Source organism: Haloarcula nitratireducens (assembly GCF_019599505.1).
The window spans coordinates 41,399-63,196 of sequence record NZ_RKLT01000003.1 but is presented as its reverse complement, the minus strand read 5'-3'; the positions used below and the strand labels follow the sequence as shown (position 1 = coordinate 63,196).

Here is a 21,798-nt window from a genome sequence, read left to right as displayed (position 1 = left end):
CTTAGTCGAGCGCTTCCGCCTCGTCGTCGCTGGTCATCGTCTCGACGCCCATCTCCTCGACCTTCCCCTTGAGCGCGAGGCTCTCGATGCCCTCCGAGACGATGGCCCACTTCGTGATGCCGTAGTCGGTGCCGACCTCCGCGGCCTCCCGTGCCTTCTCGAAGACGTTGCTGTTGAGCGACGCCGACGTGTTCAGCACCGACATGTGGGCGTCGACCTCGCCGCGAGTGGCGAGCCGCTCGAACTGCTCGTTGACGCGCCGATACTCCTCGGCGTCGCTCGGCATCCCCTCGGCGAAGTCCGCGACGAGGACGTCGTCTTCTACGTATAGTTTCCAGTTCGCTGTGGACATACGACCGACAGTTATCGAGGGGGAGTATATCCTGAGCGCCTAACTATTTGGGGTCGAGCGCGCTCGCCACCGCCGCGGCCACGCTCCGGGCGCGCTCGGCGAGGTCTTCGGGGATGTCTCCCGTCTCGACGGCGGCGTCGAGTTCGTCGTCGTCGACCCGTTCGACGCGACCGTCGGCGTGTTTGACGACGTCGACGTGTAAGTCGACGTACCGGGCGGTGTCCGGGAATATCTCGACCGGCGTACAGACGTTGACGTAGGTCCCCTTCTTCTCGCCGTCGCTGTCGCGGTACACCGTCGGGTACCACCAGCGCCCCTCCTTGAGTTTGGTCTCCGCGACGTCGCCGCCCTCCTTCGGGACGCCCAGTGCGTCGTACTCCCCGCCGGGCGACATCTCGCGTTCGACCGTGACTGTCCCGTCGGCCTCGACCGACTGAACGTCGGCTCGCCCGAGCGTGATGAGTCGGCCGTCCGGCTTGCCGTGGCCGAGCGTGATCGACCCGCCCGCCCGCGGCCCGAACTGTCGAGCGGTCACGGCGAACGGAAAGTCCGTCTCGCCGTCCGCATCGGGGTCGGCACAGAGCGCCTCGACGTAGTCGACGGCCGCGCTCGCGGCGTCGTCGCCCGCCTTCACGCGGTGGTGACCGGCCATCGTCGTCGTGACCGCTCGCCGCTCCTCGTCCAGCGCGAATCGGCTCTCGCGGCCGAACCAGACCCACGTCGTCGCGCCGCCGTCGTAGTGTCGGGCCGGCGCGTCCTCAGAAGCGGTTCCCGCTCCGTCGAGCGCCGCGTCGATCGATTCCGCCCGCTCGTTGGCCGCCGAGAGCGCGTCCGCGAGCGCGTCGAAGTTCGCGTCGTCGCTCTCGCGCTCCCACGAGACGCCCCAGCCCTCGCGGGGGTCCGCCGCGATGACGTCCAGCATCGCCGGCCCGCCCGCCGTCGTACTGTTCGACCCGCCGCGTTCCAGCGTCAGGAGGTCGCCGCGCACCGCGACCGTCGTATCGAGGATCGGCCGGCCGTCGGTCCACGGGGCGCTCCCCTCGACGACTTGCACGCGAAGGCAGTCGCCGGTCTCGACGCGGTCGTCGGCGTTCGCGTAGGGGAGAAACCCCTCGCCGTCACCGCAGTCCACGACCGCACCGCCCCCGAGCGTCTCGGTCACCTCGCCGTCGTAGACCGCTTCCGCGGGCAGTCGGTCGGGCCAGCGGAGCGTGTCTCGACCGAGGTCGCCGAGACGGCCGACGACGCGCTCGACGGCCCCGCTGTCGCCGCTGACGCCGACGCCCTGTCGGTCGTCGGTGGTCGTCACCGTCGCCGCCGCTCGCTCCGTCGGGAAGTCCGCGTCGAAGCGCGCCTCGATGGGTCCGGAGGCCTGTACCACGTCGAGACCGGCGTCGCGCAGCAACTGGGTCAGCGCCGTCGCGTAGATGCCCCTGACCCGGACGCTCATAGGGCGTCCTCGTCCGCCGCGAAGCGGACCCGACCGTTCACCGTCGGTCCCAGCCGCAGTTCGACCACGTCCTCGGCGAGCACGCGTCCACCTTCGACGGGGACGCCCCACGAATCGAAGCGGAGGTAGCCGCGGATGTCGTCGGCGTGAGTGAACAGATCGAGGTACTCGACGGCGTGAGTCTGGATGTCCGAGGCGCTGTGTGCGCGGTCCATATCGGAGTAGACGGTCTCTCGGTCGGCGAAGAACGTCTCGAGGTCGCTGGCGGCCGCGTCCGTCGCGGCGACGACGGCCTCCGAGGCCGCTTCGATGGTCTCCTGTTCGACGCCTGCCTGTCGGAGCGCGCGCTGTTCGCGCTGCGTGAAGTGCATACCGACCTTTGTTAGCGGGAGGTAGAAAACGTCGCGGACTCCGACGCGGACGGCCGTCGGTGACCACCGCCGGCGGTGATCCTCCCGACCGAGGTGATTTCTTCGACGCGAATACGTAATTTTATACCCTAAAACCTCTCCAGCAGGAAACGATGCGAACGGTGGGGATAGTCGTTGCGCTCGCAGTGCTCGCAGTAGCGACTACTGCCGGCATAGCCGCCGCGACCGAGAATCGACCGCCGCTGACCGACGCCGGGCTCGACCAGACGGTCGCGGCCAATACGACCGTCTACCTCGACGCCAACGGCTCGCGGGACCCCGACGGGACTATCACTCGCGTCGAGTGGTCGATCCAGACGCCCGGCGGCAACGCCACCGCGCCGGCGTGTCCGACCTGTCGTCAGACCGAGTTCCGTCCCGACGGGACCGGCCGGTACGCCGTTACGGTTCGCGCCACCGACGACGACGGCGCGACTCGCGCGGATACGCTGTACGTCACGGTCACGCCGTCGAACGGCCCGACCGTCTCTCTCACCGCACCCCATACGATCGATCGACGCTCCGACGTGCGCCTCACTGCGACCGTCGCCGGAGACGACGTTCCCATCTCCACCGTCGACTGGCTCGTCGACGGGCACCCGACGAACCACACGTCGCTGTCTCGCGAGAACGCGACGGTGAACGCGACTCACTCGTTCGACGCCACTGGCTCTCGAACCGTACGCGTCGTCGTCTACGACCAGCTCGGTCGGCGGGGTACGGCGACGGAGAGTGTCCAGGTCGTCAATGGTACTGGTGGAGGTGGGGCCGATACGTCTTCGAACAACTGTCACTTCTGGGAACAGAACTGTCTCACGGACGTTACGTTCCGAAACGTCAACACGGGCGAGCGGACTATCATGGATGGCAACGGTGACGGAAAAATCACGCTGTGGATCGATGGACAACCGCGGGATGCAGGGAACTACGTGGATACAGAGGAATACGCTGTTGGTGGTGGACGTTACGACTTAGATAGACTCCGCAAAGATACTATTACTGGCGTTGAGGAACGACAGCAACAGAAGCAAGAGAGTTCTAGTGACTCTAGTAGTCCTGATGGCGGTGATTATAATGGCGATAGTTCTGGCGACTCTGAAGATTCCAATTCCACGGATACCAGCGAAACTGGGGCGGGGACGTGTCACTATTGCACTGGCGGCAATGAGCCCTCCAATTCTGAGCCTAATGGAGGATTCACCGGAGGTTATGGGGCAGGAAATCTCTATTGACAAGACTGTCGAACTTCGCTCCACTCGGTAAATGAAGGGAAGGCTATTTTGCGTATATTTATATACAACCACAAGTGAATTTTGATTACAACGAAGTGTTAGTAAACTCATATGCTACGAACTCCCCCCACTCGGTCTCGAAACCTGATACTGCCTCTGCTAGTTGCAACTTTCCTGATTACAGCAGGATGCAACGGCTTCGACACCAGCCAAAATAGCACTAGTCCCGATGGAGCAGTCAGCACGCCCGCGACCGAAACGCCGACGATAGCGCTAACGCCCACTCCAACACCGGCTGCGCCCGAAAACGGAACTGATCTACGCAGTATTACTCTCGAACAAAACGAGGGAGTATCCGCTGTTGGCGAACTGGATAGTGGCGACCCACAAAATGAAGAAGGACACTACGAACCGGTGGAGTTCGCGGCAGAGGCCGGCACGACGGTTACCATCACGATGGGGGCCTCAACAGGGAATCCGAAGATGCGACTGGTTGCTCCGAACGGGACTCTGCTCAATACTAACGATGTTGGCGGACTGGGTAATGCCGCCATGTTCGAGAAGATAGTACTGCCTGATACGGGACGATACACAGTTATCGCAACGTCCAGTATCTCTAATGGTACATTTGAATATATCTTGACTATCGAGGAGATCAGTGGGTGGGCCGAGGACCCCAGTAAATGGAACGAGACGTTACAATATACCGAGTTCGCGACCGACTACCGAACTGTGTTTAGTGATCCTGTAGATAATAATAATATAACTACTGGTCCCATCAATACGGAAGACGACTACGTCGTGATTACCTACGTAATGAGTCCAAACTCGACGCGAGAGGACCTCATTGATATAGACGCGGCCCATCTACTCACCTACAAAAACCTGTACGAAGACTACCGGGACGAGTCTTCGGCAGTAAACGAAACGTGGGTTCCCGACCGGGTATATCACCGGGCGGTGACGCCGGACGGCGAGCTATATCGGACCACATATCTCACGAAAGAGTGGGCGAGAGAGTATGCTGAAACAGGCGAGATAGATCCGTATATGCTCCGCTACTACGCGACCCTTCGGCAGGGGCCGGCTCAGCAAGACTACGTCGAGGGCGCGGCTAACTCCACGTCGGAAGTGGGTTACGACATAAGAGACGAGTAAGCAGGAAGAACGGTTCTGAAAGCTATTTTCGCGTTAGATATCGCAGAATCGCTACGACCGTTCGATAGTATCTGTCAGTGTTCCCGCAAGCGATTCGACTCCGGCGTCTCAGAAACGGAAGCCGTCTCGCCGCGTTCAGGCCATCGCGTTCAGGACCAGGATCAGGCCACCGAACAGGACGCCGAAGGCGACGATGGTTCGCGGGTCGATACGAATGGTGTTCTGGTCCTCGGCGTCGAAGTACCGGACTAGCCCGGCACTCGACATCAGCCCGCCGCTATCGCTGCTCATATCTTTCTCTCTCCGTTCGCGCGGAGTAAGCTTTTCGGGTTCGTCCGCGTGCCCGTCACGCACCTATGGATAACCCTTATCAGACCCCACAGACAATCTCGAAGAGAACCATGACGGTCACGCTCAAGGACTTCTACGCTGACTGGTGCGGCCCCTGCAAGACCCAAGACCCCATCCTCGAAGACTTAGAGGATGAATGGACCGACGTCACGTTCGAGAAGATCAACGTCGACGAGGAGCAAGACGTGGCGAACGAGTATCAGGTACGCTCCCTGCCGACGCTCATCGTCGAGAACGACGACGGCGTCGTCGAGCGCTTCGTCGGCGTCACGCAGGCCGACGACATCGAGGACGCCCTCTCGCAGGCCGGAGCGTAAGGCGACTACTCTTTTCGCGCTCGGGTTCGCCGCTGGCCGACCGCTCGTCGACAGCGAGCGGTGCGCCCGTGACTCAGTCCGTCGAGGAGGTCTGTTCGAACCGGCTCGCGGGCAAGAGGAGGTCACGGATCGCCGGCAGGTGCTTGACGTTGTAGACGATCTTCGCGTCCGTCGTCGGCGCGGCGATACAGGAGAGGCGAATCCCGCGGTCGTGGAGCTCCTTCGGGAGGATGTGACTCGCGGGTGAGGGCATCTCGCCGTCGACGATAGCGACGGCGCAGTTCGTACAGGCACCGCCGCGGCAGGCGAAGGGCCAGGCGTACCCCTCGTCTTCGGCGGCTTCGAGCAGCGTCTCGTTCTCTTCGACGTAGAAATAGCCGTAGGCCTCGCCGCCGAGCTCGTCGTCGGCCGCCTTCTCGAAGAGGTCGTCGTCGGTCAGCTGCCAGCCGCGGGATTCCATCGCCTCGTAGTCGAGGAACTCGACTTTGACGCCCTCTGGCTCCGGTTCCGTCTGTTCGGTTTCCGCCCCGTTTTCGTCGGTCGGGGTGGTTCGGGCCGTCGCCGTCCCGGCCGGGCTGATCTCCTCGCCGGGTTCGTAGCCGCTCTGGATGCGTTCGTAAGCGCGCTGGACCGCACGAAACTCCTCGGTGGAGCCGCCCTGGTCGGGATGAACGTCTTTGACCAGTTCCCGGTAGGCGTCGGAGACTTCGTCCTCGTCCGCGTCGGGGTCGACACCGAGGATCTCGTATGGAGACGCCACACACGAGCGATAGAACTCGGTCGGGAAAAGTGCTCCTTCACGCGTGTGAACGCGGCCCACACCGCCGGTTTCCGCGGGTCCGTCGAGAGCGCTACTGGAACCTGACGCCGAGGTCGTGCATCCCGTCGTTGTGGCGGGCGACGTTGATGAGCAGCGGCGTCAGCCCCTCGACCTCGGCGGCGTTCGAGAGCGGGCCGCCGTCGAGCGGACGCAGACCCTCGATGCCGTCGGCGAGTTCGCAGACGGTGTCCTTCGGGTCCGTCTCGTCGCCGACGACGATAGTGTCCCAGTCGATCTCCGCGTCGAGGTTCGCCAGCCGACCCGCCGCGAGGTTGTGGAACGCGCCGACGACCTGCGTTCCGTCGGGGGCGGCCTGTTCGGCCAGTTCGGTGACGCTGCCGACGCCGGGGCGGTTGTAGTGAAAGCCGTCCTCGTCGCGTTTCATGCCGACGGCGGGCGAGACGAGGATGGCGTCGTCCAGGTGGTCGGCGACGGCCTCGATAGTGTCGGTGAGGTGGTAGGCGGGGACGGCGGCGACGACCACGTCAGCTCGGGCGGCTGCGTCCTCGTTGCCCAGTCCCTCGACGGTGACGTCCGTGCCGCGACTGGCGAGTTCGGTCTCGTACTCCTCGGCTTTGTTCTCGGCCTTCTCGGGGTCCCGTGACCCGACGATGACGTCGTGGTTCGTGTCGTACGCCCAGCGGAGGGCGAGTCCCTCGCCGATGTCGCCGGTGCCGCCGAGTAACGCGATATCCATGTCTACGGGGTAGGCCGACCGGTGAATAAGCGTTGTGCGACCGGTGGTGCTTGCCTACGTGTACCGCTCCCAGGCGAGATCGAAGCCGCCGCCGTAGGCGGCGTACAGCGCCGCGGCGAGGCCGACGACGTAGGCGAGCAACTGGACGACGATGCCGAGCGGTCCGGTGTGTCCCAACAGGAGCGCCGACGGCGTGGCCAGGACCACAGTCACGAGGAAGATGACGAGGATGAAGATGGCCATGCGACCCGGCCGGTGCGCCGAGTCGAATATCGCCCGGTTCGACGATATCGTCCAGTACGCGGCCGGAAACGCGACGACGGCGAAACCGATGGCGTACAGCTGCACGTAGTCGATAGACGGTTCGAACACCGCCGCCCCGCCCACGAGACCCGCCCAGACGCTCACCAGCAGCGCCCACGCGACCATCGCCTTCCGTCCCATACCGCCGAGTTTCACCTCGGCCGGGAAACCCCTGCCGTTCTCGCGTCGCGTCTCGGCCGAGCGAGCTACTCGAGCAGGTCTGTGAGGTCGTTGACCGTCTCGACCACCGCGCTCGCGCCGGCGGCGGCGTACTTCCGGCGACCCTCCTCGCCGGTCAGCCCGCCGGTCAGGACGCCGACGCCGTAGTACACCCGGTCGTCGTCCGCGGCGTCGGCGTTGACCGCGGTCTTCACGTCGTCCAGCGTATCGCCGGCGAAGGCCACGCGCTCGGCGTCGAAGCGCTCGGCAAGCGCCAGGAGGGCGGCTGGATGGGGTTTCCCTTCCTCCCAGTCGTCCATCGTGAACCGATGGTCCGCGGGCACGTCCAAGCCGACGCGGTCCATGGCGATGTCGGCCTCCGCCGCGGGGCGGCCGGTGACGACGCCGACGGCGTAGCGCTCTCGCAACGCCGCCAGCGTCTCGGCGTCGACCAGAACCGGTTCGTCGTTGATGTAGCCGGGGGCGTCGAACGCCGGGTCGCCGCCTTCGAGGTCGCGGTACAGGTCGCTCCCGAGATACAGCGTCTGGAAGACGTCGCGGAGTCGGCCGGAGTCCCACGCGTCGAACACTCGCTCGGCAGTGGTCTCGTCAAGTCGGTCGCGGACGACGGCCTTCGCCGCCGAGAGGCCGCCGCCCCGCTCGGCGATCGCGTCGGTGAAACTCGCCACGTCGCCCGCGCTCCCCTCGCGGTCGGCTAGCACGTACAGCGCCGCCGCGTCGGTCAGTTCCCAGTCGTTGTTGAACCCGCCGGCGTCCTTGAACCGCTGGATGTCGGCCCGTTCGATGGTGTCGTCGTACACTCGCTCGACGGACTCGATGACGGCCCGCCGGTAGGAGTCGGCGACGTCCACGAGGACGCCGTCGATGTCTAAGACGACCGCGTCGACTTGCATACTCGCTTCTGGTCGTCGCCCTTGAAGCGCCTTGCTATGTCGGCCAATCGCTACCGGCCGCCGGGGCCGTCCACGACCCGAAACAGCGTCACGCGGCCGTCGAGCTGCTCGCGCTCGACGGGCACCGCCGGCTGGTCGCCGCCCAGCGTCGTGAACCAGCAGCCGGCGTCGACGCGTCGAGCGACCGCTCGGGCCGGCCGGTGGAGTTCGGGCGGGAGGTTCCGCGCGAAGACGAGGTCGGCGCCCTCGTAGATAGCCAACTCGGGGTCGGTCACGTCGTCTTCGACGAAGGTCACGCCGTCGGGGACCGGACGCGGCGTGACGTCCGTCGCCGTCACGTCGACGCCGCGGTCGGCCAACGCCGCGGCCACGTCGGAGCGGTTGCCGATGCCGACCTCTACCACGCTATCGGCGGTCGCCAATCGGCCGACGAGGGTCCGTTCTGCGTCGCTCACGTCGGGATGTTTAAGCGCCACCGTCTCATATGCATTCTCATGCATGTCGACATCGTCCCGGTGGGCGACGTCTCTGCCCAGGTGAAACGCGAGGCCTCCGAGGGCCTCCGCACCACCTACGACTGCGACGTCTCCATGCACGAACCGCAGTCGATCCCCGCCGGTGCGTACGATGGCGACCGCGACCAGTACCGCGCCGAGGAGTTCATCGACCTCGCACGGCGCGTGGGCGCGGGCGAGAAGAACATCGCCATCACTCCGAAAGACCTCTTCTACCGCCGTCGTAACTACGTGTTCGGCCTCGCCTACCTCGGCGGCTCGGGAAGTGTCATCTCGACGTATCGACTCCAGACCTCCTCCGACGGCGGCTTCTCGAATCAGTCGGCCGGCGACATCTTCGCCGCCCGCGTTCGCAAAGAGGTCGTCCACGAGATCGGCCACACGCTCGGGCTGGAACACTGCGACAACAAGCGCTGCGTGATGAACTTCTCGCCGACGGTCCGACAGGTGGACGTCAAGGAGGCGTCGCTGTGTGGCTCCTGCCAGCGAAGCGTCCTCTGAGCGGCGAAATCGCCAGGCTGCGACGGCCCTAACGAGTTAGGCCGCGGAGCTAACCCCCTCTACCCGTTATAGATAATTGCAAATGAGCAAGAGTCAGTCAGGCGACCGAGCCGAGGAACTCGGTGACATCTTCGTCTCGGTCACCGGCGACGAATCGGTCACTGAACGGCAGGACGGCGACTCCCCCGACCGAGAGCTCCGACCCGACGAGGAGTTCGACCCCGAGGAGGTCGACGACGGACTCGACGACGCCGTCGCCGGATCCGAGACCGGCGACACCAGCGACCCAGCCGCATAAGCGGCTCTCGGGAGCGTGTCCCTTTTCGGCGGTGACGCGCCGCACGACAGCGACCGCGTCGCTCGCGTCTGCGGCCGCAGTTCACTCGACGAGCTCCGCCGCTTCGAGGCAGTTACCGATGAACGTTCCATCCTCGACGAGCGCGGCGGGTTCGATTCCGATGGCGACGCCCTCGCCGTCGGCGATACAGAAGTGCATCTCGACGCCGTCTTCGTAACATTCCACGGTACACCGGAGGTCGCCGTGCGGGTACAGGTCCTCCTTGATGGGGCGCGCGAACGACTCCATCGAGAGTTCGTCTACGACGTCTTCTATCTCCGCTTCGGTGTACGCGGCCGCGACGTCGTTCCGGGCGTAGAGCACGTCGTGGTCGCCCTTGTCGTACCAGATGACGCTTCGGAGTCGGTCTCCGATGCTGTCTTGGAGGTGGGCGGTCAGTTCTTTCGCCCCGTCGGGGATCGGCTTCGTGGGACCAGAACTTATCACAGATCTGAATATGACTGCACAATTACTTAATATATTTTGTATATTTGGGCGGTGTGCGAGTAAATTGTAAGTGAGAACCCGTGGACTGCACCTGGTAACTAAATTGAAACCACCCGTTCGACGCATCATCGCCGCCGCTAACTACGGAGAAGCGGCGGTAGCGCTCAGCTCTCGTCGGGCGAGTAGTAGTACTCGCCCGCGTTCTTCTGCTCGCGGTCGAGTTGGGACCCCGGCTTGTTGATGCGCGGCCGGGACGTTCGCTCGTCGCGGCGGAACGTGATGTCGAGGTTCGAGAGGAACTCGTTCATCCCCTCGCGCATGCCCTGCGGCGGGGTCGCGTACCCGTGCTCCGCGGGTTCGCCCTCGAAGACGAGCAGTCGGTCCGCGAGTAAGTCGATCATGTAGATGTCGTGGTCGATGACCATCGCCGTCGCGTCGTGGTTCTCGGCGTAGCGGCGGATGGCCGAGGTGGCGAGCACCCGCTGTTCGACGTCGAGGTGTGCCGACGGTTCGTCCAGTAGGTAGAGGTCGGCGTCCTTCGAGAGACAGGCCGCGATGGCGACGCGCTGACGCTCCCCGCCCGAGAGGTCCGTGAGCTGCTGTTCCATCACGGCGTCGAGCTGGAGCGGCTGGGCGATCTCGGTGTTCCAGTAGGAGGTACCGAAGTCGTCGGTGATAGAGGAGAGGAAGGCGTCGACGCGCATCGGCTGGTCGATCTCGATGTACTGCGGCTTGTAGGCGATGTCGAGGTCCGACTCGACGCTTCCCTCGGTCGGTTCGAGTCGGCCGGCGAGCATCTTCGCGAACGTGGACTTCCCGATGCCGTTCGGGCCGACCACGCCGAGGACCTCGCTCTCGCGGATGGTGCCGGCGTCCACGTCGAGGGAGAACTCCCCGTCGCCGTAGCTCTTGGTCAGGTCGGGGTACTCGATGACCACGTCGCCCGTGGAGGCGGTCCGAGGCGCGTGTTCCTCGAACTCGATCTCCGTCTGGCGGATGCGCATGTTCTCGTTCTCCAGATACCCCGAGAGGTACTCGTTGATGCCGTTCTTCGTGGACTTCGGCGAGGTGATGATACCGAACGCGCCCGGGGTCCCGTAGGCGACGTTGATGTTGTCCGCGAGCAGGTCGAGGATGGCGAGGTCGTGCTCGACGACGAGCATCGAGCGGTCGCCGTCCTCGGCGAGCTCCCGGATCAGGCGCGCGGCGGTCATCCGCTGGCCGATGTCCAGATACGGCGTGATCTCGTCGAGGAAGTAGAAGTCGGCGTCGCGGGCCAGCGTCGCCACCAGCGCCACGCGCTGGAGTTCGCCGCCGGAGAGGTCGTCTAAGTTACTGTCGACGACCGGGCCGATGTCGGTGCGGTCGATGAGGTAGTCGAGTTCGCCGCGCTCGTCGGTCCGTTCGAGCAACTCGCGGGCTTTCCCGTCGAACTGGTCCGGGATGCGGTCGACGTACTGCGGTTTGCGCGCGACGGAGACGTCGCCGTCGCGCAGCTGTTCGAGGTAGTCCTGTAGCGCGGTGCCGCGATACTCGTCGAGTACGTCGTCCCAGCCGACCGACTGCCCGTAGCGGCCCAGGTTCGGCGACATCTCGTCGGCGAGTATTTGGACGGCCGTCGTCTTCCCGATGCCGTTCGGCCCGAGGATACCCGTCACCTGCCCCTCCTGGGGCGCCGGCAGGCCGTACAGCGCGAAGGAGTTCTCGCCGTAGCGGTGGACCGGGTCGTCGTTCAGTTCCTGCGGGAGGTTGATGATCTCGATGGCGTCGAACGGGCACTTGTTGACGCAGATACCGCAGGACTCGCCCAGACAGATCTCCTCGGAGATGCGAACTTGGTCGGGTTTCCCGTCGAACTCCTCGTCTTCCTCGTACTCGTCGCCGCGCTTGACGATGCACTCCTTCCCGCTCCGGTTGGGCGGGCAGTAGTTCATGCACTCGTAGTTACAGCGGTCAGGCTGACACCGTTCTAAGTCGACGACCGCGATGCTGTCCTCCGCCATCGATCACACCCCCGCGGTCAGCAGGATGCCCCACGAGACGAACCAGAGCGCGAAAGTCATGAACGCGACGTAGAGGACGTCCTTCGTCGAGAGGTCGTCCGGACCGATGCCGATGACCCGAAGTATCGGGAACTGTGCGAGGACGGCGACTGCGACGACGACGATGCCGGTGACGTCGCCGGGACCCGTCGCCACGGCGTCCGAGACCAACGCCGCCGCGATCCCCGCGACCGCCGTTATCGTCGTGACAGTGAGTCCCCGCATGTGGGAACTCATGCCGTCCGCCGTTTCCGTTGCCATACGCAGTACTGAACTACCCTTCACCAAAAGGGGCGCGGTTCCAGTACCCCGCGTCGGCCGGCCCGCCACGGCGGCGGAACGGACGCCGATAGCCCGACGGCGCTCCGTTTCTCCGTGAACGCCCGTCTGGCGAACTGACTCCTCAATCTTTATGCATCCGGCGACATTCGTAACAGGTAATGACGGAATCCGATGGGGAGGCCATCGCAGACCTTCCACCGAGCGCGAAGCTCGTCTACAAGGTGCTGGAATACGACGGGCCGCTCACCCAGAAGGGCATCGTCGAGGAGTCGATGCTTTCTGCACGCACAGTCCGCTACGCCCTCGAACGCCTCGACGAGGTCGGTGTCATCGAAGAGGACGTCTACTTCGCCGACGCCCGACAGAACCTCTACGAGATAACCGAGCAGCCCGCGGAACAGGCCGACGCGGCCGTCTCCGACTGATTCAGCCGGCTTCTCTGACCGTCCAGCCGCAGGCCGGACAGTAGTCTCGCTCGTCCTCGAAGGTCAGCCGACAGAACGCGCACTCGTACGTCGGCCCGCGTCGGAAACTCCCGCGGAGCCGCTGTCGGAGGCTCATCGTTCTCAGGCCAGTTCGCCGCAGGCGCGACAGCGCGCCCGGTTAGCGCGGGGGTCGAACGCGAGCGCGATCTCCTGACAGTGGCGACAGTACCTGTCGCCGTCGCGGGCCGAGCGGCGGTCGTCGGCGTCGAGACGGAGTTCCGAACCGGGGGTGGCGTCGGGGAGGTCCATATCACAAGTAACACTGCAGCGGCACCAAATAACTATGGGCGAATGTCGTATAGATACCTTATATAGTGATACATACTACAATACAGTGCTCGAACGCGGTCCGCACGTCCACTTCTAACGACGAATATTTGACGCGCGCGTTTCCGAGAATCGCGCTCGAACCGGCTCACGAACGACTCCCGCAGGGACGACAGGAGTCGTGGCTTTCGACTCGGCAGTCCAGCGAAAAAGGGCCGAAAGATCTACGACGGGACGACGGTGATCGTCATCCCGCGGTCGATGGCTCGCTCTAGCTCCTCGGCGATACCCGAGCCGCGCGAGACCTGGATCTCGCCGCCGCGGGAGACCGTCGCGGTGAAGAGGTACTCGCCGTCGGCCTGCACCTCGACGGTGTCGCCCGCGTGCCCGTCGAGCGGGACGATGACGTGCCGAGAGGTGACCTCGGGCTGGACGACCTCGCCCTGCTGGCTGCCGCCGCTGTCGGTCTGAGGACCGCCGGAGGGGCCGGTGGGCTTCTCCTCGAGCGTCCGCACGTCGATGTCGATGCCCAGTCGGTTCTCCACGTCGGTGATGCGGCCGCCGCCCTTCCCGATGACCTGCGGGATGTCGTCGTCTTCGACCCAGACGACGGCGTTGTTCGGCCCGCGGAGTTCCACGTCGACGTGGCCGCGGGCGATGGCGCGGATCTCGCGCTCGACTTCCTGCTTCGCGAGGCGGTCGACGCCCGAATCCTGCTCGTCGTCGTCCTCGTTCAGCGGGACGGTGACGACCTGCCGGTTGAAGGTGTATATCTCGTACTCGGGCTGGCCGGTCTCGAAGTCCCGGACGACGATGACCGGGCGCGCGAGGTCCTCCTCCATCAGCCCCTGCGGGACCTTCACCTCGGTCGTCACGTCGTAGACCGTGTGGACCTCGCCGGCCTCGATGTAGACGACGGTGTCGACGATCTGCGGGATGAGCCCCAACTCGACGCGGCCGATGAGGCGCTGGAGGGCGTCGACGGCCCGCGTCGCGTGGACGACGCCGACCATCCCGACGCCCGCGAGTCGCATGTCCGCGAAGACCTCGAAGTCGTCGGTCTTCCGGACCTCGTCGTAGATGGTGTAGTCCGGCCGGACCATCAGCAGCGAGTCGGCGGTCTTCTCCATCGACCCGCCCAGCGCGGTGTACTGGGTGATGTCGGGACCGACCTGCAGGTCCCGCGGCTTCTCCATCGTCTTGACCGCGTAGTCGGCGTCGACGAGGAACTCGCCGACGGCCTGCGCGAACGTCGACTTCCCGGCACCGGGCGACCCGGAGATGAGGACGCCGCGCTGGTGTTCGGTGAAGCGCTCGCGCAGTTCGTCGGCGTGTTCGTAGTCGTCTAACTCCGTCTTGACGATGGGTCGCACGGCCGTGATCTCGCGCGCGTCGGAGAACGGCGGCCGGGCGATGGCGATACGCATGTCCTTGAACTGGACGATGCTCATCCCCGGTTCGTCGAGTTCGAGGAAGCCCTCGGGCGAGGAGCGGGCGGCCTCCTCGATGTCCTCGGCGTACCCTCGGAGTTCCTCTTCGGTGGCGAGGTCGTCGCGGATCGGCTGGTAGTGCATGTCGCCGATGGAGCCCTTCTTCGCGTAGGGCTTGACCCCGACCTTGAGGTGGACGCTCATCGTCCCCTCGTCGAAGAAGTTCTCGATCTGGAGGCGCTCGATCGTGCGTCCTCGCGGCTCGATGAACTCCACGTCGAGACCCTTCGCGCGGGCGACTTCGGCCTGCACGTCGTCGCTCGTCACCAGCGTCGCCTCGCGGTTCTGCGCCACGTCGCGGATGAGCGCGTCGATCTCGCCCTCGCCGGCGTCGCGCTTCTCGACGGCGTCGGGGCGGCGACCGACGTACTCGAGGTCGACGGTGCCCTCGTCGGCGAGGTTGACCAGCCGCTGGAGCTCTTCGAGACCCTCCCAACCGGTCTCCCGGCCGTCGTTGGCCTGTGCTTCGAGTTCGCCGACGACGGCTTCGGGGACGACGACGGTCGCGCCGGCGAAGCCCATGCCGTCCACGTCCGAGTCCGGGTCGGCGTCGGCTTCTACCTGCTCGGACACGCGGCCGTCGATGACCACGCTCGTGTCCGGTACGATTTCCATACCCCGTGTTCGGGACGACCATTTAAAAGAGCGTCCGTTTGGGGGACGGGAAAAGGGCCGGCGTTCAGACCGCCAGATAGCTGGCGATGGCGTCCTCGTCGTCCAGTTGCGCCCCTTCGAGTTCGTCGACGATCTCGCCCCGCTCCATCGCGTAGCAGCGGTCGGCCATCTCGCGGATGACGCCGAGGTTCTGCTCGACGAAGAGGATGGTCGTGCCGAGTTCCTCGTTGACGGTGCGCATGTCGGCGCTGATCTGGTCGACGATAGAGGGCTGGACGCCCTCGCTCGGTTCGTCCAGCAAGAGCAGGTCCGGGTTCGAGACGAGCGCACGGGCGATGGCGAGCATCTGCCGTTCGCCGCCCGAGAGCGTCCCCGCGTCCTGACTCGCCCGCTCTTCGAGGACCGGGAAGAAGTCGTATATCTCGTCGTAGCGGTAGTCGTCGGAGCCGGCGTTGACGTGCTCGCCCATCTCGAGGTTCTGCTCGACGGAGAGATCTGGGAAGACGTCCCGGCCCTGCGGGATGTACCCCATGCCGGCGCGGGCGCGCTCGTCCGCGCTACTGGTCGTGAGGTCGGTACCGTCGTAGGTTATCGTCCCCTGCCACGGTTCGAGCAGGCCGATGACCGTCTTCATCAGCGTCGTCTTGCCGACGCCGTTCTTGCCCATGACGCCGACGATCTCGCCGCGCTCGACGGAGAAATCCACGTCCCGCAGAATCGGCGTCGACTCGTAGCCGACGGTCACCGAGGAGAGCGACAGGAGCGTCACTCCGCGTCACCTCCGAGGTAGATCCGCTGGACCTCCGGGTCGGCTTTTATCTCGTCGATGGTCCCCTCTCGGAACACCGACCCCTGGTGGAGCACGGTCACTTTCTCGGATATCCGTTCGACGAAGTCGGTGTCGTGTTCGATGACGATGAAGGCGATGCCCCGCTCCTCGTTGAGCGTCTCGATCCGCTCGGCGATGGCCCGGCGCTCCTCCGTCGAGAGCCCGGCGACCGGTTCGTCGAGCAGGAGGAGGTCGGGTTCCAGCGAAGCGGCCATCGCTATCTCGAGTTGCTGTTGCTGGCCGTGCGAGAGGTCGCCGGCGCGCGCGTCGTCCTCGCCGTCGAGGCCGGCGGCCGAGAGCGACTCGTCGACGCGCCGGCGGCGGTCGTCGCCGCTCGCGAACCGCTGGATCGGGAGCCGCGCGTTCTCGCGGACGGTCAGCTCCTCGAAGACGCTCGGCACCTGGAACTTCATGCTGAGGCCGCGGTCGATCCGCTCGTGGGGGTCGTCGTCAGTGATATCGGTGCCGTCGAAGTAGACGCTCCCCTCGGTCACGGGGTGCTGGCCCGTGACGAGCTTCATCAGCGTGCTCTTGCCCGCGCCGTTCGGCCCGATGAGACACCGTATCTCGCCGACCTTCACGCCGAAGTCGACGTGGTCCGTCGCGGTGAACCCGCCGAAGCGCTTGACCACGTCGTCGGTCTGCAACAGCGTCTCGGTGTTCGTCCCGGTCGCCAGTTGCGCGGCGGTCTCCCTGACGTTGGGGTCGCCCGAGGGACTCTGACTCATTCGCGGGCCACCTCCCGCGCGTTCTCGGTACCGGGGAGCCGTCCGCGGAGGGTCCGGCCGAGCGCGCGTCTGGCCCGTTCGGTCGCCCGTCGGCTCCCGCCGCGGAGGCCGTGTCGACCGAAGTAGCGATAGACGCCTCGAACGCCCGGCACGACGCCCTCCGGCAGGAGCAGGATCGAGACGATCATCAGGAGACCGACGCCGATCCGGGCCACCTCCGGGAACTGGACGGCGGCCGCGGTGCGGACCCACTCGGTGGCGACGGCGGCGACGATGGGGCCGAGCAGCGTCTTCCGGCCGCCGACGCTGACCCAGACGACCGGGAGCGCCGCGGCGGCGGCGCTGAAGACCGTCTCGGGCGTGACCGAGTACGACTGGAACATGTAGAGGACGCCGCCCAGCCCGGCCAGCCCGCCGCCGATGGTGAAGACGACGAGCTTCCGGAACTTCACGTCGTAGCCGAACATCTCGGCGCGGTCCTCGTCCTCGCGGATCGCGACCATCACGCGGCCGAAGTCCGAATTGACGAAGACGCGCAGGCCGAGGTACGTCGCCACCAGGAGCCCGGCGATGACGTAGTAGGTGAGCGGCTGGACGAGGTCGACGGTCACGGGGCCAGCGCCCAGGACGACGTCGGTGATTCCGATGCCGGTGTCGCCCCCGAGGTTGACCGAGCCGACGAACACCTGGCTTGCGGTCGTCCCGTAGGTGTTCAGCACGACGGTGACGACCAGCGTCGTGATCGTCACGTACACGTCGCGCACGCCGCCGTAGAACATGAAGTAGCCCAGCACGAGCGACGCGAGCGCGCCGAAGCCGACGGCGACGAAGACCGCCGTGGTCGTCCCGAGCGGCGAGGCGAGGTTGCCGACGGTGACGGCGAAGGCGTACGCCGCGAGGCCGTAGAAGGCGTTCTGTCCGAAACTGAGGATGCCGGCGTACCCCCAGACGAACGCGAGCGACAGCGCGAGGAACGCGGCGACGAGATACCGCGACAGCTGCGTGGCCTGATAGATGCCGGTGAGCGACGGGTACGCGAACAGCACCGCGGCGGCGACCGCGAGCGCGGCCCAGAAGCCGCGGCCGCTCCCGACCGTGTTCGGCCCCTCGAAGCGCTTACCGAGGCCGGAGAGGGCGTGGTCGTCGGCCATCTACGCCCCCTCCGCCGCGAGGCGGTCGCGTGCGCGCTCGACGAACCCGGTGATGCCGTCCTGGAAGAACCGGATGACGAACACCGTCACGACCAGCAGGACGATGCTCCCCATCGTCTGGTCGTAGAAGTACGTCACGCCGGCGTCGACGGCGCCGAGCAGTCCGCCGGACAGCCCGGTGCCGAGGACGACCGAGGGACCGCCGACCACGACGACGACGAAGGACTTGACCAGGTAGGTGCCGCCCATCGTCGGGTTGACCGAGACCAGCGGCGCGAGCAGCGCGCCGGTCAGCCCGGCCAGCGCCGAACCGATCGCGAACGTCTGGCTGTAGACGCGCTCGGTCGTGACGCCCAGCGCGCGGGACATCTCCTCGTTCTGGATCGTCGCGCGGGCTCGAATGCCGTACTCAGTGTGCGTGAACAGCCAGTAGACGACGGCGAGGACGCCGACGGCCACCAGCGCGAGCGCGACCTTGTAGAGCGACTGGGAGAACGCCCCGTAGGAGATGGTCCCGAAGGGCGTCGGAATCGACGGCTCGGAGGTCCCCCGGAGGACGAGCATTCCCTGTGACAACACGAGACTGAGGCCCAGCGTGACGACCATGGAGTCGAACAGCCGCCCGTAGGTCCGCTTGACGAGCAGGCGTTCGACGACGAACCCGAAGGCGGCGGTCACGACGACTGCGAGTACCATCGACGCGAGCAGCGGGAGGCCGAGGTCGTGGTAGCCGAAGACGGTGGCGTACGCGCCGACCATGATGAACTCCCCGTGCGCGAGGTTGATGACGCCCATGATACCGAAGATGATGGCCAACCCCACGGCCGCGAGCACCAGCACCGAGAACTGCTGGAGGTACTGGAAGGCGAGGTTCAGCCCGTTGACCATCCTACTCGGCCTCCTCGAAGTAGTCCCGCGGGGTGTACTGCGTCTCCTCGTCCTCCTGCGTGAGATCGCAGCCGACCGTCTCCGAGAGGAACTTCTCGGGGATCTTCTCGTCTTTGACCGCCGTCACGTCGTGCTCGGCGTCGGCTTTCATGACCCACATGTGGTGGTCGACGTGGTGGGTCGCGCCGTCGAGTTCGATCGACCCGCCCTCGGGCGCTTCCGGGGCGTGCTCCGGACCGAGGCTGATGCCGGATTCGAGCGCTTCCTTGACTTCCGGCTGCTCGAACGTGCCGGCCTGCTCGACGGCCTTCTTGTACATGTACGTCGAGAAGTAGTTCGTCTGGGCCTCCTCGTTGATGTACGGGGCGTCGGGGAACATCTCGTAGAACCGGTCGACGAAGCCGCCGTCTCTCGTGTTGCTCTCGCTCGGGATCTCCTCCATGTAGTTGACGCCCGCGTAGATGTTCTCCATCGCCGGCGGTTCGAGGCGGCGGTGCTCGTAGCCCTGCGCCATCGCCGTCGAGGTGCCGATGGGCACGTCCAGCCCGGCAGAGGCCTTCTGCTTGTAGAAGGCCGTGTGGTTCTTCCCGACGAGCATCGACATGACGAAATCGGGGTCGGCCTCCTGGATGTTGTTGATCGTCGAACTGAACTGCGAGGTGTCGAGGCTGATGAACTCCTCGCCGATCACCTCGGCGTCGTTCTCGTCCGCGAGCACCTTCACCCAGTCCGCGGAGAGCTGGCCGAAGTTGTAGTCGGCGGCGATGGTGTAGATCTTCGGGCCGTACTCCTCGCGCAGATACGGGAGGACGCTGCCGAGTTGCTGGCGGGCGGTCGGCCCGACCGCGAAGACGTTCTTGTCACAGACGCCGCCCTCGTACTGGGTGGTGTAGAAGTACAGTTGGTCCTGGCGGTCGACGATGGGGCGGATCGCCTCCCGCGTCGAGGACGCGTAGCCGGCCCACAGCGCGTCGACGTCGCGCTGTTGGATCATCTTCCGGGTGAGCTGTTTGTACCGGGAGTTGTCGGACTGGGGGTCCGGGTCGAACAGCTCGATCTGGGCGCCGTCGATGCCGCCGTCGGCGTTGATCTCCTCGATGGCGAGCTTGCTGGCCTGCCACTTCGGCGTGCCGTTGAGCGCGAACGTGCCCGAGCGGTCCTCCAAGACGCCGATCTCGACGGTCTCGCCGCTGCTCTTCCCGTCGGTCGACGCGCCGCTCCCGCTGCTCTGTGAACAGCCGGCGAGCCCCGCGACCAGCGCGGCACCGCCAGCGGTGACGAAGCGCCGTCGGCTGACGCCCTTCCGACTCACGCGAGATCACCCGAGATGAGTTTACAATCTGGTCTGAATACTGGGAAAACTACCTCTTCCATGTACGAACTACGCGCAATATGTGGGTATTCGTCCATCATCTGCTGACGTTCCTTCGATTTCCGAGATAGTAAATAAGGGTTTGCACTTCCATCTTATAGATGTCCAACCATCTTCCCTTGTGTATTAGGATCTGAAAGGATACGGGGATTTTACCAGATGTTTGTCTCTACCTGGGAGATAATCTGAGAACATCAACTATTCCGAGTTGCGAAAAGAGTCGGCCTGCGTTTCCGGGTCGAAAGACGGCGTGGGCCGCCGCGGATGTGACGGGAGAGCGGCGCGGTCGGCCGGTCTGAAAGATTTCTGCGGGTGTCAGTGAGTGATGGCCGTCGGTAACCCAGTCGACCTCAGTCGTCGGCGGGCGTCTCGGTCGCTTCGGTCGGCCCGAGCGGTTCCTTCGGCTTGATCGGGTCGCCCGATTCGAGACCCTTCGACGCCAGCGCCATGCTGCCGAGCACCTCGATGATGAGGCGGTTGGCGAAGCCGCTGGTGATGCCGCCGTTGTAGGAGTTCGAGTCGCTCACGTCGTAGGCCGGCGAGACCTCGACCACGTCGAAGCCGAAGTCCTCGGGATCGAGCGCCTTGACGACCTCTCGGACCATGTAGATGGCCTCGCGGGGGATGAGCCCGCCCGGTTCCGGTTCACCGGTACCCGGGCAGTAGGCCGGTTCCATCACGTCCACGTCGAAGGAGACCCAGACGGCGTCGGTCCCGTCGGTCGCGCGCTGGACGGCGTCGGCGACGACGTCGTCTAAGTCCATGTTGCCGACCTCCATCGCGGTGTACCACTTCATGCCGGCGTCGCGCATGTCCTCGTAGGTGTCGGGACCGGGCCAGAAGCCGCGCGGGCCGACGAGGGTGTAGTTCTCGCCGGCCATGATGCCCTCGTCGTAGACGCGCTTGACCCACGCGCCGTGGTCGTACTCGAACCCGGTGAGCCCGTCCTCGCCGGTGTCGGCGTGGCAGTCGAAGTGGATGAGACCGATGTCCTCGTAGCCGTTGGCCTCCGCCCAGCCCTTGATGTCCGGGTAGGAGATGGAGTGGTCGCCGCCGATGACGACGGGCGTCGCCTGCTCGCTGATCTCGTAGACGGCGTCCTCGATGTTCAGCTGGCTCTGCCGGGTGTCGCCCGGCGACACCGTGGCGTCGCCGGTGTCGGCCACACTGAACGTGTCGAAGGGGTCGACGCCGGTCTCGATGTTGAAGTGCTCGTAGGGCGGCGAGGGGACCGTCGAGGCGGCGCGGACCGCGCGCGGCCCGTAGCGCGTCCCCGGGCGGATGGTCGTCGCCGTGTCCAGCGGCGCGCCGAGGATGCCGACGTCCACGTCCTCCTCGTCGAGTTCGCCTCGCTCGGCCTCGGGCAGTTTCAGGAACGTCGGGACGCCGCTGAAGATGGGTTCGTTCGCTTCCTTGTGCTTCTCGCCGTAGATGTCTTCGCCGTTGCGTTCTTCAGACATAGTGATCGTGGTGTTATCTCGGATTTCAGTTGGGATTTCGCCCGACTTATTCGACAACAGTGGATGATCGACGACTATTGAAAAACGTTCCTTCGGATGTGTAATACTCACCGGGGAGACCATCCGTAGGCATGTACCGTTCGAGTCTCCTCTAGGTGTACTAGGACGGGCGAGAACGGGGGGCGAAGTGGCCGCGCGACGCAGCTGTCGCTCGCGATGGCGCTAT

General features: G+C 65.3%; 27 protein-coding genes. 6 read left to right on the top strand and 21 right to left on the bottom strand.

Features of this window, described 5'->3' with window-relative positions; all coding sequences use genetic code 11:
• Position 1: 1 nt before the first annotated feature.
• Genes EGH23_RS10265 through EGH23_RS10255 form a run of 3 tightly spaced genes read right to left on the bottom strand, consistent with a single transcriptional unit; the run spans position 2 to position 2,173 of the window.
• On the bottom strand, positions 2-352 hold the full coding sequence (locus EGH23_RS10265) for a hypothetical protein (RefSeq protein WP_220579921.1): 351 nt from the start codon (positions 350-352) through the stop codon (positions 2-4).
• Between the two features lie 43 nt (positions 353-395).
• Positions 396-1,802, bottom strand: coding sequence for a ribonuclease FAU-1 family protein (locus EGH23_RS10260; protein ID WP_220579920.1), 1,407 nt, complete (start codon positions 1,800-1,802; stop codon positions 396-398).
• Complete coding sequence (locus tag EGH23_RS10255; RefSeq protein ID WP_220579919.1) at positions 1,799-2,173, bottom strand: DUF7532 family protein; 375 nt, start codon at positions 2,171-2,173, stop codon at positions 1,799-1,801. Before EGH23_RS10255 ends, EGH23_RS10260 begins: the two co-directional genes overlap by 4 nt.
• Before the next feature lie 152 nt (positions 2,174-2,325).
• On the opposite strand from EGH23_RS10255, the gene EGH23_RS10250 reads away from it, so the two are divergent.
• Both EGH23_RS10250 and EGH23_RS10245 read left to right on the top strand, forming a co-directional pair.
• Positions 2,326-3,444, top strand: coding sequence for a PKD domain-containing protein (locus EGH23_RS10250; RefSeq protein ID WP_220579918.1), 1,119 nt, complete (start codon positions 2,326-2,328; stop codon positions 3,442-3,444).
• Between the two features lie 111 nt (positions 3,445-3,555).
• The gene (locus tag EGH23_RS10245; protein ID WP_220579917.1) at positions 3,556-4,602 is read left to right on the top strand and encodes a hypothetical protein; all 1,047 of its coding nucleotides are present in this window, start codon (positions 3,556-3,558) and stop codon (positions 4,600-4,602) included.
• A 135-nt stretch (positions 4,603-4,737) separates the two neighbouring features.
• Here EGH23_RS10245 and EGH23_RS10240 read toward each other — a convergent pair whose 3' ends face one another.
• The gene (locus EGH23_RS10240; protein ID WP_135306238.1) at positions 4,738-4,893 is read right to left on the bottom strand and encodes a preprotein translocase subunit Sec61beta; all 156 of its coding nucleotides are present in this window, start codon (positions 4,891-4,893) and stop codon (positions 4,738-4,740) included.
• 110 nt (positions 4,894-5,003) lie between these two features.
• Here EGH23_RS10240 and EGH23_RS10235 point away from each other — a divergent pair, with 110 nt between their 5' ends.
• Positions 5,004-5,270, top strand: a complete 267-nt coding sequence (locus tag EGH23_RS10235; protein WP_162317130.1) for a thioredoxin domain-containing protein — start codon at positions 5,004-5,006, stop codon at positions 5,268-5,270.
• Between the two features lie 73 nt (positions 5,271-5,343).
• Here the strand turns inward: EGH23_RS10235 and fer are convergent, their stop codons facing one another.
• The 5 genes from fer to EGH23_RS10210 all read right to left on the bottom strand — a co-directional run bounded on the left by fer (position 5,344) and on the right by EGH23_RS10210 (position 8,663).
• Complete coding sequence (fer, locus tag EGH23_RS10230) at positions 5,344-6,030, bottom strand: ferredoxin Fer (protein WP_220579916.1); 687 nt, start codon at positions 6,028-6,030, stop codon at positions 5,344-5,346.
• A gap of 91 nt (positions 6,031-6,121) precedes the next feature.
• Positions 6,122-6,787: an NADPH-dependent F420 reductase gene (gene npdG / locus EGH23_RS10225; RefSeq protein WP_220579915.1), complete on the bottom strand. Its 666-nt coding sequence runs from the start codon at positions 6,785-6,787 to the stop codon at positions 6,122-6,124.
• A gap of 54 nt (positions 6,788-6,841) precedes the next feature.
• Positions 6,842-7,231 (bottom strand): hypothetical protein, encoded by a 390-nt coding sequence (locus EGH23_RS10220; protein ID WP_220579914.1) that lies wholly within the window; start codon positions 7,229-7,231, stop codon positions 6,842-6,844.
• A 65-nt stretch (positions 7,232-7,296) separates the two neighbouring features.
• Positions 7,297-8,163: a TIGR01548 family HAD-type hydrolase gene (locus tag EGH23_RS10215; RefSeq protein ID WP_220579913.1), complete on the bottom strand. Its 867-nt coding sequence runs from the start codon at positions 8,161-8,163 to the stop codon at positions 7,297-7,299.
• Between the two features lie 50 nt (positions 8,164-8,213).
• Positions 8,214-8,663 (bottom strand): UPF0146 family protein, encoded by a 450-nt coding sequence (locus tag EGH23_RS10210; RefSeq protein ID WP_220579912.1) that lies wholly within the window; start codon positions 8,661-8,663, stop codon positions 8,214-8,216.
• On the opposite strand from EGH23_RS10210, the gene EGH23_RS10205 reads away from it, so the two are divergent.
• Complete coding sequence (locus EGH23_RS10205) at positions 8,658-9,179, top strand: archaemetzincin family Zn-dependent metalloprotease (protein WP_220579911.1); 522 nt, start codon at positions 8,658-8,660, stop codon at positions 9,177-9,179. The genes EGH23_RS10210 and EGH23_RS10205 overlap by 6 nt on opposite strands.
• A gap of 82 nt (positions 9,180-9,261) precedes the next feature.
• On the top strand, positions 9,262-9,477 hold the full coding sequence (locus tag EGH23_RS10200) for a hypothetical protein (protein ID WP_220579910.1): 216 nt from the start codon (positions 9,262-9,264) through the stop codon (positions 9,475-9,477).
• An 81-nt stretch (positions 9,478-9,558) separates the two neighbouring features.
• Here EGH23_RS10200 and EGH23_RS10195 read toward each other — a convergent pair whose 3' ends face one another.
• The 3 genes from EGH23_RS10195 to EGH23_RS10185 form a co-directional block, all read right to left on the bottom strand.
• A complete protein-coding gene (locus tag EGH23_RS10195) occupies positions 9,559-9,963 on the bottom strand; it encodes a DUF7522 family protein (RefSeq protein ID WP_220579909.1) in 405 nt (134 codons plus the stop codon).
• Between the two features lie 164 nt (positions 9,964-10,127).
• Complete coding sequence (locus EGH23_RS10190) at positions 10,128-11,966, bottom strand: ribosome biogenesis/translation initiation ATPase RLI (protein ID WP_220579908.1); 1,839 nt, start codon at positions 11,964-11,966, stop codon at positions 10,128-10,130.
• A 3-nt stretch (positions 11,967-11,969) separates the two neighbouring features.
• Entirely contained in the window at positions 11,970-12,266 is a 297-nt protein-coding gene (locus EGH23_RS10185) for an EMC6-like membrane protein (RefSeq protein WP_236044760.1), read from the bottom strand.
• 179 nt (positions 12,267-12,445) lie between these two features.
• On the opposite strand from EGH23_RS10185, the gene EGH23_RS10180 reads away from it, so the two are divergent.
• Positions 12,446-12,712, top strand: coding sequence for a MarR family transcriptional regulator (locus EGH23_RS10180; protein ID WP_135306228.1), 267 nt, complete (start codon positions 12,446-12,448; stop codon positions 12,710-12,712).
• A 1-nt stretch (position 12,713) separates the two neighbouring features.
• Here the strand turns inward: EGH23_RS10180 and EGH23_RS26830 are convergent, their stop codons facing one another.
• From EGH23_RS26830 to EGH23_RS10140, 9 genes are all read right to left on the bottom strand, one after another.
• Positions 12,714-12,848, bottom strand: coding sequence for a hypothetical protein (locus tag EGH23_RS26830; RefSeq protein ID WP_268899427.1), 135 nt, complete (start codon positions 12,846-12,848; stop codon positions 12,714-12,716).
• A gap of 5 nt (positions 12,849-12,853) precedes the next feature.
• Positions 12,854-13,021: a hypothetical protein gene (locus EGH23_RS10175; RefSeq protein WP_220579907.1), complete on the bottom strand. Its 168-nt coding sequence runs from the start codon at positions 13,019-13,021 to the stop codon at positions 12,854-12,856.
• A 242-nt stretch (positions 13,022-13,263) separates the two neighbouring features.
• Positions 13,264-15,144 carry a PINc/VapC family ATPase gene (locus tag EGH23_RS10170; protein ID WP_220579906.1) on the bottom strand — a complete coding sequence of 627 codons (1,881 nt, stop codon included), beginning with the start codon at positions 15,142-15,144 and terminating at the stop codon, positions 13,264-13,266.
• 64 nt (positions 15,145-15,208) lie between these two features.
• Positions 15,209-15,913, bottom strand: a complete 705-nt coding sequence (locus tag EGH23_RS10165; protein WP_220579905.1) for an ABC transporter ATP-binding protein — start codon at positions 15,911-15,913, stop codon at positions 15,209-15,211.
• On the bottom strand, positions 15,910-16,701 hold the full coding sequence (locus EGH23_RS10160; protein WP_220579904.1) for an ABC transporter ATP-binding protein: 792 nt from the start codon (positions 16,699-16,701) through the stop codon (positions 15,910-15,912). Before EGH23_RS10160 ends, EGH23_RS10165 begins: the two co-directional genes overlap by 4 nt.
• Positions 16,698-17,852, bottom strand: coding sequence for an ABC transporter permease subunit (locus tag EGH23_RS10155; protein ID WP_220579903.1), 1,155 nt, complete (start codon positions 17,850-17,852; stop codon positions 16,698-16,700). The genes EGH23_RS10160 and EGH23_RS10155 overlap by 4 nt, the downstream gene beginning before the upstream one ends.
• Positions 17,853-18,740, bottom strand: coding sequence for an ABC transporter permease subunit (locus tag EGH23_RS10150; protein ID WP_220579902.1), 888 nt, complete (start codon positions 18,738-18,740; stop codon positions 17,853-17,855).
• A gap of 1 nt (position 18,741) precedes the next feature.
• Complete coding sequence (locus tag EGH23_RS10145) at positions 18,742-20,052, bottom strand: urea ABC transporter substrate-binding protein (protein ID WP_220579901.1); 1,311 nt, start codon at positions 20,050-20,052, stop codon at positions 18,742-18,744.
• Positions 20,053-20,462: 410 nt separating this feature from the next.
• Positions 20,463-21,572 carry an agmatinase family protein gene (locus EGH23_RS10140; RefSeq protein ID WP_220579900.1) on the bottom strand — a complete coding sequence of 370 codons (1,110 nt, stop codon included), beginning with the start codon at positions 21,570-21,572 and terminating at the stop codon, positions 20,463-20,465.
• Positions 21,573-21,798: the final 226 nt, after the last annotated feature.

Coding starts and splice junctions, on each gene's coding strand:
- EGH23_RS10265 (WP_220579921.1), bottom strand. CDS start 352: ATGTCCACAGCGAACTGGAAACTATACGTAGAAGACGACGTCCTCGTC.
- EGH23_RS10260 (WP_220579920.1), bottom strand. CDS start 1,802: ATGAGCGTCCGGGTCAGGGGCATCTACGCGACGGCGCTGACCCAGTTG.
- EGH23_RS10255 (WP_220579919.1), bottom strand. CDS start 2,173: ATGCACTTCACGCAGCGCGAACAGCGCGCGCTCCGACAGGCAGGCGTC.
- EGH23_RS10250 (WP_220579918.1), top strand. CDS start 2,326: ATGCGAACGGTGGGGATAGTCGTTGCGCTCGCAGTGCTCGCAGTAGCG.
- EGH23_RS10245 (WP_220579917.1), top strand. CDS start 3,556: ATGCTACGAACTCCCCCCACTCGGTCTCGAAACCTGATACTGCCTCTG.
- EGH23_RS10240 (WP_135306238.1), bottom strand. CDS start 4,893: ATGAGCAGCGATAGCGGCGGGCTGATGTCGAGTGCCGGGCTAGTCCGG.
- EGH23_RS10235 (WP_162317130.1), top strand. CDS start 5,004: ATGACGGTCACGCTCAAGGACTTCTACGCTGACTGGTGCGGCCCCTGC.
- npdG (WP_220579915.1), bottom strand. CDS start 6,787: ATGGATATCGCGTTACTCGGCGGCACCGGCGACATCGGCGAGGGACTC.
- EGH23_RS10220 (WP_220579914.1), bottom strand. CDS start 7,231: ATGGGACGGAAGGCGATGGTCGCGTGGGCGCTGCTGGTGAGCGTCTGG.
- EGH23_RS10215 (WP_220579913.1), bottom strand. CDS start 8,163: ATGCAAGTCGACGCGGTCGTCTTAGACATCGACGGCGTCCTCGTGGAC.
- EGH23_RS10205 (WP_220579911.1), top strand. CDS start 8,658: ATGCATGTCGACATCGTCCCGGTGGGCGACGTCTCTGCCCAGGTGAAA.
- EGH23_RS10210 (WP_220579912.1), bottom strand. CDS start 8,663: ATGCATGAGAATGCATATGAGACGGTGGCGCTTAAACATCCCGACGTG.
- EGH23_RS10200 (WP_220579910.1), top strand. CDS start 9,262: ATGAGCAAGAGTCAGTCAGGCGACCGAGCCGAGGAACTCGGTGACATC.
- EGH23_RS10190 (WP_220579908.1), bottom strand. CDS start 11,966: ATGGCGGAGGACAGCATCGCGGTCGTCGACTTAGAACGGTGTCAGCCT.
- EGH23_RS10185 (WP_236044760.1), bottom strand. CDS start 12,266: ATGGCAACGGAAACGGCGGACGGCATGAGTTCCCACATGCGGGGACTC.
- EGH23_RS10180 (WP_135306228.1), top strand. CDS start 12,446: ATGACGGAATCCGATGGGGAGGCCATCGCAGACCTTCCACCGAGCGCG.
- EGH23_RS26830 (WP_268899427.1), bottom strand. CDS start 12,848: ATGAGCCTCCGACAGCGGCTCCGCGGGAGTTTCCGACGCGGGCCGACG.
- EGH23_RS10175 (WP_220579907.1), bottom strand. CDS start 13,021: ATGGACCTCCCCGACGCCACCCCCGGTTCGGAACTCCGTCTCGACGCC.
- EGH23_RS10170 (WP_220579906.1), bottom strand. CDS start 15,144: ATGGAAATCGTACCGGACACGAGCGTGGTCATCGACGGCCGCGTGTCC.
- EGH23_RS10160 (WP_220579904.1), bottom strand. CDS start 16,701: ATGAGTCAGAGTCCCTCGGGCGACCCCAACGTCAGGGAGACCGCCGCG.
- EGH23_RS10155 (WP_220579903.1), bottom strand. CDS start 17,852: ATGGCCGACGACCACGCCCTCTCCGGCCTCGGTAAGCGCTTCGAGGGG.
- EGH23_RS10150 (WP_220579902.1), bottom strand. CDS start 18,740: ATGGTCAACGGGCTGAACCTCGCCTTCCAGTACCTCCAGCAGTTCTCG.
- EGH23_RS10140 (WP_220579900.1), bottom strand. CDS start 21,572: ATGTCTGAAGAACGCAACGGCGAAGACATCTACGGCGAGAAGCACAAG.